The sequence below is a fragment of the Anoxybacillus sp. genome, from assembly GCF_036834105.1.
Classification (GTDB): Bacteria; Bacillota; Bacilli; order Bacillales; family Anoxybacillaceae; genus Anoxybacillus.
The window spans coordinates 1-7172 of the sequence record NZ_DAITON010000115.1; the positions used below are offsets into that span (position 1 = coordinate 1).

At 44.5% G+C, this 7172-nt stretch carries 5 protein-coding genes; 3 read left to right on the top strand and 2 right to left on the bottom strand.

Annotated elements, in window-relative coordinates; translation table 11 throughout:
- The first annotated feature begins 24 nt into the window (after positions 1 to 24).
- Complete coding sequence (asnB, locus tag V7Z64_RS10510) at positions 25 to 1875, top strand: asparagine synthase (glutamine-hydrolyzing) (RefSeq protein WP_042534659.1); 1851 nt, start codon at positions 25 to 27, stop codon at positions 1873 to 1875.
- A gap of 160 nt (positions 1876 to 2035) precedes the next feature.
- Here the strand turns inward: asnB and V7Z64_RS10515 are convergent, their stop codons facing one another.
- Complete coding sequence (locus V7Z64_RS10515; RefSeq protein WP_084220262.1) at positions 2036 to 3379, bottom strand: MATE family efflux transporter; 1344 nt, start codon at positions 3377 to 3379, stop codon at positions 2036 to 2038.
- Between the two features lie 122 nt (positions 3380 to 3501).
- Here V7Z64_RS10515 and V7Z64_RS10520 point away from each other — a divergent pair, with 122 nt between their 5' ends.
- Positions 3502 to 4350 (top strand): helix-turn-helix domain-containing protein, encoded by an 849-nt coding sequence (locus tag V7Z64_RS10520; protein WP_042534521.1) that lies wholly within the window; start codon positions 3502 to 3504, stop codon positions 4348 to 4350.
- Here the strand turns inward: V7Z64_RS10520 and V7Z64_RS10525 are convergent.
- Positions 4334 to 6097, bottom strand: coding sequence for an alpha-glycosidase (locus tag V7Z64_RS10525; protein ID WP_297988317.1), 1764 nt, complete (start codon positions 6095 to 6097; stop codon positions 4334 to 4336). The genes V7Z64_RS10520 and V7Z64_RS10525 overlap by 17 nt on opposite strands.
- 276 nt (positions 6098 to 6373) lie before the next feature.
- On the opposite strand from V7Z64_RS10525, the gene V7Z64_RS10530 reads away from it, so the two are divergent.
- A partial coding sequence (locus V7Z64_RS10530) for an extracellular solute-binding protein (RefSeq protein ID WP_334110352.1) occupies positions 6374 to 7172 on the top strand: 799 nt, incomplete at its 3' end.

Genomic DNA, 7172 nt, shown 5'->3' on the forward strand with positions numbered 1-7172 from the left:
TCACAACAGAAGGGAATGATTGACGTGTGCGGAATTACCGGATGGGTTCATTTTGGGCGTCATTTACGCCAAGAAAAAGAAACGGTGCTGGCGATGGTCAATACGCTTTCGCTGCGGGGACCTGATGATACGAACGTATGGCTTGACGATCATGTCGCATTCGGACATAAGCGGCTTGTTGTTGTTGATCCAGCAGGTGGCGTGCAGCCGATGACGCGAATGAAAAACGGCTATCGTTATACGATTTGTTATAATGGGGAGCTATATAATACAGAAGATATTCGAACAGAGTTATTGAAAAAAGGATATACGTTTCAAGGGCATTCGGATACGGAAGTGTTGCTTACTGCTTACATGGAGTGGCGTGAACAATGTGTCGATCATCTGAACGGCATTTTTGCGTTTGCGGTATGGGACGATGAGCGAAAGCAATTGTTTTTAGCGCGCGATCGTTTAGGAGTCAAACCGTTATTTTACCGCTATGAACAAGGGGAGTTTTTATTCGCTTCAGAAATAAAAGCGATTTTGGCTCATCCAAACGTTCGCACTGAAATTGATCGCGAAAGTTTATGTGAAATTTTAGCGCTCGGTCCGTCGCGCACACCGGGGCATGGCGTGTTTCGAACCATTTATGAATTGCGCCCGGCTCATGCGATGATCGTTCAACAAAGCGGCGTGCGTCAATGGCGATATTGGAACGTAAAAAGCGCACCGCATGAGCATTCATTTGATGAAACGGTAGAACATATTCGGACGTTGCTAATCGATGCGATTACGCGACAACTCGTTTCCGATGTACCTGTTTGTACGTTTTTATCGGGTGGGGTGGATTCGAGTGCGATTACCGCGATTGCTGCGAAGGCGTTTGAACGTGAAGGAAAAGGATCACTTCATACGTATTCCATTGATTACGAAGAAAACGAACAATATTTTACAGCGAACGCATTTCAACCGAACAGTGACGGACCATGGATTAAACAAATGTCGGATGCGTTTCAAACCGTCCATCATACGTGCGTCATTTCTCAACAACAATTAGCCGATGATTTAAAAGCGGCAGTCGTTGCCCGTGATTTGCCGGGGATGGCGGATATTGATTCATCGCTTCTTTGGTTTTGCCGTCAAATCAAGCAACAATTTGTCGTTAGTTTGTCAGGTGAATGTGCAGACGAAATTTTTGGGGGGTATCCGTGGTTCCATAGAAAAGAAGATTTTGAGCGAGATGGATTTCCGTGGATGCGGTCGTTAGATGAGCGGTTCGATCTTCTCAATGAAACGTGGCGCGAAAAACTGCCGCTTCATGAGTATGCCGATATGCGTTATAAAGAAACGCTTCGTGAAGTTCCTCACGCAGACGGAGAAAGTGCGGAAGAAGCGCGCCGTCGCGAACTGTTTTATTTAAATATGATTTGGTTTATGACGACGTTGTTAGACCGGAAAGACCGAATGAGTATGGCGGCAAGTTTAGAAGTGCGCGTGCCGTTTGCTGACCATCGCCTCGTTGAGTATGTATGGAACATTCCGTGGGAGATGAAAATGTACAACAATCGTGAAAAAGGAATTTTACGCAAAGCGTTTGAAGGCATTTTACCAAATGACGTGTTGTATCGGAAAAAAAGTCCGTATCCGAAAACACATCATCCACGTTATACGGACATCGTGGCTGAACGGCTAGAGACGATTTTAACGAATCGCTCGTCCGTTTTATATGAATTGTTTGATCGAAAGAAGTTAAAGAAATTAGTGGAAACGAAAGGGCAATCGTTTCGCATTCCATGGTTCGGTCAACTCATGTCTGGTCCGCAGCTGTTAGCGTATTTCATTCAATTTCACGAATGGTTTGAGCATTATAACATTCGGTTAACAGACAGCTAAAAAAACGGCTGTCTTTTTTTCTGTATTTTTTTGTTCAATTTACGTCTGTCGAAAGAATGTAAGGAAATTTCAGCATTATATTTGGGGGCAATCCACGTGAGAGGTGGATCGCCAATGGTTGTCATTAGCGGGCAAAACGTCGCTAACCATTTGCTTGGCGTTAAGCTGTCGCTTCCTTTTTGACGAACGATTTTGTGCGCCATACGTTTGATTTCCAGCGCCAATAGACGAGCAAACCGCGCAGCCATTCGTCTGCTGTAAAGGCAAGCCAGACGCCGACTAAACCGAGATCGAACGAAATGCCAAGAATATAGGCGAGCGGGACGCTTACTCCCCACATCGATGCGATACCGATGTAGACAGGAAATTTTACATCGCCGGCCGCGCGTAAAGAGTTAATAATGACGAGATTAAAAGAACGCCCGGGCTCAAGAAGCATCGTAAGCAAAATGAGCGTCCCGCCTGTTTCAATCATCCGTTTGTTGCTTGTGAAAATGGAAAACAGTTGATCGGAAAAGACGGAAAACAACGCCGCAACAGCAAACGAAATGATGACAGCGAGCCGTAAGCTCCGCAAGCAACGGGTATACGCCTCATGAAACCGTTCCGCCCCAACGAGATGCCCGACGATAATTTGCGTCCCTTGCCCGATAGCGACGCTAAATAAAAAAATAAACATCATGATGTTTTGCGTATATACTCTTGTCGTTAACGCCTCTGTGCCAAGCATCGTAATGAAATAGGTGATGACAAGCTGCGACGTATTGTAAGCGACATGTTCACCTGCAGATGGAATGCCGATTTTTAATAGTTGTTTCACGTAAGCAAATGAAAGCGCCTCTTTTGACAAAAGCGGAAGCGGATGTGGGAGACGCTTCATGATGAGAAAAAATCCAATGACAAGACCGATGATACGGCTGATCGTCGTTGACCAAGCGACCCCTTCGACACCTAATACAGGTAAGCCAAACGGCCCAAACAAAACGAAATAGTTTCCAATGATGTTTAATATATTAACCCCGATCGTAATGTTCATCATGTCGCGCGTAAACCCGTAGCTGCGCAATATCGCCCCGAGCGTCATAATGAGCGCTTGCACAAACGAAAAGCCGCCGACAATCCACAAATAAGCGCGCGCATCAGCAATAAGTTCATTCGGGACGTTCATAAGGTGAAGAAGAGTGTCGCTTCCTGCCCAAAGGGCAACACTTAATACGACGCCAAATAGCATATTTGCCCAAATGGAAACAGCTCCGATGTAGGAAGCTGTTTTTTCATCATTTGCCCCAGCATATTGTGCAATTAAAATCGATGTTCCTGTTGCGATAAAGCCAAACATGACAACGACCATAAACAACAGTTGATTCGCTACCCCGACCGCAGCAACCGCTTCATCTGCATATTGGCTAAGCATAAACGTATCGGCGTTGCCCGTTAACATATGAAGCGTCAATTCAATAAAAATCGGCCAAGTGAGCGCAAATAAAGAAAGCTTTTTTGCCAAAGAAGACAACTCCTTTACGATTTCCGACTTGCAAACTGTTTTTAGTTTAATGGATTGTTATAATGGAAAAAAGGGAAAAAGACGATTACTTTTGTACATTTCCGACTGAAAGGAGGGGGCTTATGTATATATCGTTTTCCGTTCCGCCGTTTCCTGTTTTTATTAAAGGGGGCGAGGCGATGTTTCGAAAAGGAATGAAACATTTTCGCCGCACGTTTTCTGTATTCGATTTTTTGTATGTGCAAAAAGGGACGCTATATATGACCGAACAAGATGAAACGTTCGTTGTCCGTGAAGGGGAATACGTCATTTTATGCCCGGGCTTTGAACATTATGGGCATGAGCCGTGCGATGAAGATACGCATTTTATTTGGATTCATTTTTCAATACCAAAATACGATCGTGTCGAAAAACAGCCGTACGGATGGGGTGATATTATTGAGAGAGAGGCTACATATGTCGATTATGCGCAATATCGCTTGTTTATCCCCCAATATGGAAAGTTGAAACAAGCGGGGATGGAGGCGATGCTTCAACACATTGTCCGCGAGCAACAAACGCCGGATCATTCGTTAACGCAACAGTTGTTATTCGCTCAATGGATCGTTCAACTGCAAAAACAAATGCTTCATATTCCGTCTGCTGCCGAGCATGTATGTGCCGCGGCGATGGAGTATATTCATCGTCATTACGGAGAGCCGTTTGACATGGGGCATCTCGCTCATGCGCTTCGCCTTCATCCAGACTACATTTCGCGTTGCATGCAAAAAACGATCGGCATGAGCGCGTTGCAATATGTAAACGATTATCGGCTAAAGATGGCAAAGAAAAAATTAGCCGCGACGAATGAGACGGTCGCGGCGATCGCAAAACAAGTCGGATTTGAAGATGGCGCGTATTTTTCGCGCGTATTTAAAAAAATGGAAGGGATGACACCAAGCGAATATCGTCGCTTTATTCAGCGGACGTAGCTTGTACGAGCAGCATTCGAAAGCCGTACGGCTCGATTGTCATCGTTTGCTCCGTCATTTGCTCGTTTGTCCAAAGGTTTGTGACCGTTTTGTCAGCAAGTGAAAACGGAACGGTCCATTCCAATGGGGCTTCCCCGTTGTTTAATACGCAAACAATCGTTTCGTCGTCATATGTTTTCACGTAAGCGATATGATTCGTTTCATCGTTTGTTTCTAACACATGAAACTCTCCGAAGCGCAAGGCACGATATTGTTTGCGCAATGAAATGAGCGTTTGCACGTGCGCAAATAAATCGCGGTCTTGCTTTTCCTTTTCCCATACCATACATTTTCGGCAAAGCGGGTCTTGACCGCCAGTTAGACCGATTTCGTCTCCGTAATATATGCATGGTGATCCGCTGAAAGAAAGTTGGAACGTAAACATAAGTTTCACTTTTTCTTTTTGTTCGTCGCATTGCGTGAGAATGCGCGGCGTGTCGTGGCTGCCGAGCAAATGAAAGGCAACTTCGTTTACGTTTTGCGGATAGTTATGCCATACGTGAACGATCGTGTTCGCAAATTCGCTCGCGCACACATGTCCTTTCGCGAAATAGTTCAGCGCCCCGTTTGTAAACGGATAGTTCATGACCGCATCAAATTGATCTCCTCGTAACCACGGCATCGCATCGTGCCAAATTTCACCGAGAATGTACACGTCCGGTTTGATCGCTTTTACCGCTTGGCGAAACTCGCGCCAAAATTGATGATCGACTTCATTCGCCACATCTAACCGCCATCCGTCAATGTCAAATTCGCGAATCCAATATGTTGCGACGTCTAATAAATATTGCTTCACTTCCGGGTTTTCTGTATTTAGCTTCGGCATTTCCGGCACGAACGCAAACGTATCGTAATTTGGAATTGGTTCGGTTTGAAGCGGAAAGTGACGAATATGGAACCAATCTTTATAGCGAGATGACTCCCCGTTTTTTAATACATCTTGAAACGGAGCGAAATAATAGCCGCTATGATTAAATACCGCATCGAGCATGACGCGAATGCCTTTTTCATGGCACGCCTCAACGAGCCGTTTAAACGTTTGTTTATCGCCAAATTGCGGGTCGATTTCAAAATAGTCGATCGTATCGTATTTATGGTTCGACGGGGCTTTAAAAATCGGCGTAAAATAAATGCCGTTAATGCCGAGCTCGACAAGATAGTCTAACCGTTCGATAATCCCTTCAAAATCGCCGCCAAAAAAGCTCGTTGTCGTCGGATCGACGCTTCCCCACGGGAGCGTATGTGGCGGATTTAATTTCGGATTGCCGTTGGCGAACCGTTCAGGGAAAATTTGATACCATACTGTATCCTTCACCCAGCTAGGTGCGTCAAAAACGTCGATGCGGTTTAAAAATGGAAAACAAAAATAGTATGCGGTATCGTCTGTTGGCGCTTTGTCATAAAAGCCTTTTTCCGTATAGACGAGCACGTTTTCCTCATCGTGCAATTCAAATCCGTAGCGCAAGCGGCGATACGGTGGTTGCACGGCGATAAACCAATAATCAAATAGGGCGTCACAACCGCTTTTTTGCATCGGTTGCTTATCAAATTGCCACGCGCCATCTTCCCATACGTACGGGTCGCCAAACAATAAATATACGGCGTCAACGTCATCTTTTTTTGTGCGAAGACGAATATGTAACGTTCGTTCATCGTATGCATAAGCAAATGCATCTTTTGGACGATGGTAAATCGCTTCTTTCAACATGTTTCAATCACTCCTCTCTATTTCACGCGCAATCGATTGCGCTTTTTATCACATATTGAGGTGCTCTTGATGCGACCGTTTAAGGAAGCGCATACAATGCCTATGTCAAGCGTAAAATGAAAGACAGTAAAAAGTCAACATTCATTCAAAAAAAGATGAAAAAAATAGTTGTCAAAACGAAAAATGATTGTATAATGAAGATAAAGGTTGTGCAATCGTTTTCGCAAAAAAATGAAAGCGTTTGTACGTATTGCTTAAAACACAGGAGGGGTCGAAATGAAAAAGACGGTATCCATTTTTTCATCGCTTGCGTTGCTTGCAGGTGTGATGGCAGGTTGTGGTCCACAAGATGAGGCAAAGCCAAAAGAAAATGAAAATGAAGGAAAAACAGAAGTATCCGAAGACGGCATGCCGCCAAAACCAGAAAAGCTTGTCGTTTGGGAAGACGTCAAGCGTGGGGTGGCGTTAGAGCCAGCGATTAAAGCGTTCGAAGAAAAGTACGGCATTAAAGTGGAGTACAAAGAAGTTGAAATGGCGACAAAACAACGCGATCAACTTCGTTTAGATGGTCCAGCAGGCACAGGTCCTGACGTCATCACTGTTCCACATGACCAAATCGGTCAGCTCGTGACGGAAGGATTAATTCGCGAAATTAACGTCGATCAAGCGGTATTAGATACGTTTACAGAATCTTCAATTGCGGCGCAAATGTATGATGGAAAGTTATACGGACTTCCAAAAGCAGTAGAAACTCCTGTATTCATTTACAACAAAAAATTAATGGACAAAGCGCCTGAAACGATGGACGAATTGTATCAGTTCTCAAAAGAGTTCACAAAAGGCGATCAATACGGTTTCTTAGCGCTTTGGGATAACTTCTATTTCGCACATGGCGTTATCGCGGGTATGGGCGGTTACGTATTTAAAAACAATAACGGTGCGTTAGATCGCAACGATATTGGCTTAAATAACGAAGGGGCAGTAAAAGGAACAGAGTATATCCAAAAATGGTATAAAGAGTTGTTCCCGAAAGGTATTATCGGTGAAAACGGCGGTTCAGCGATGGACGGTTTAT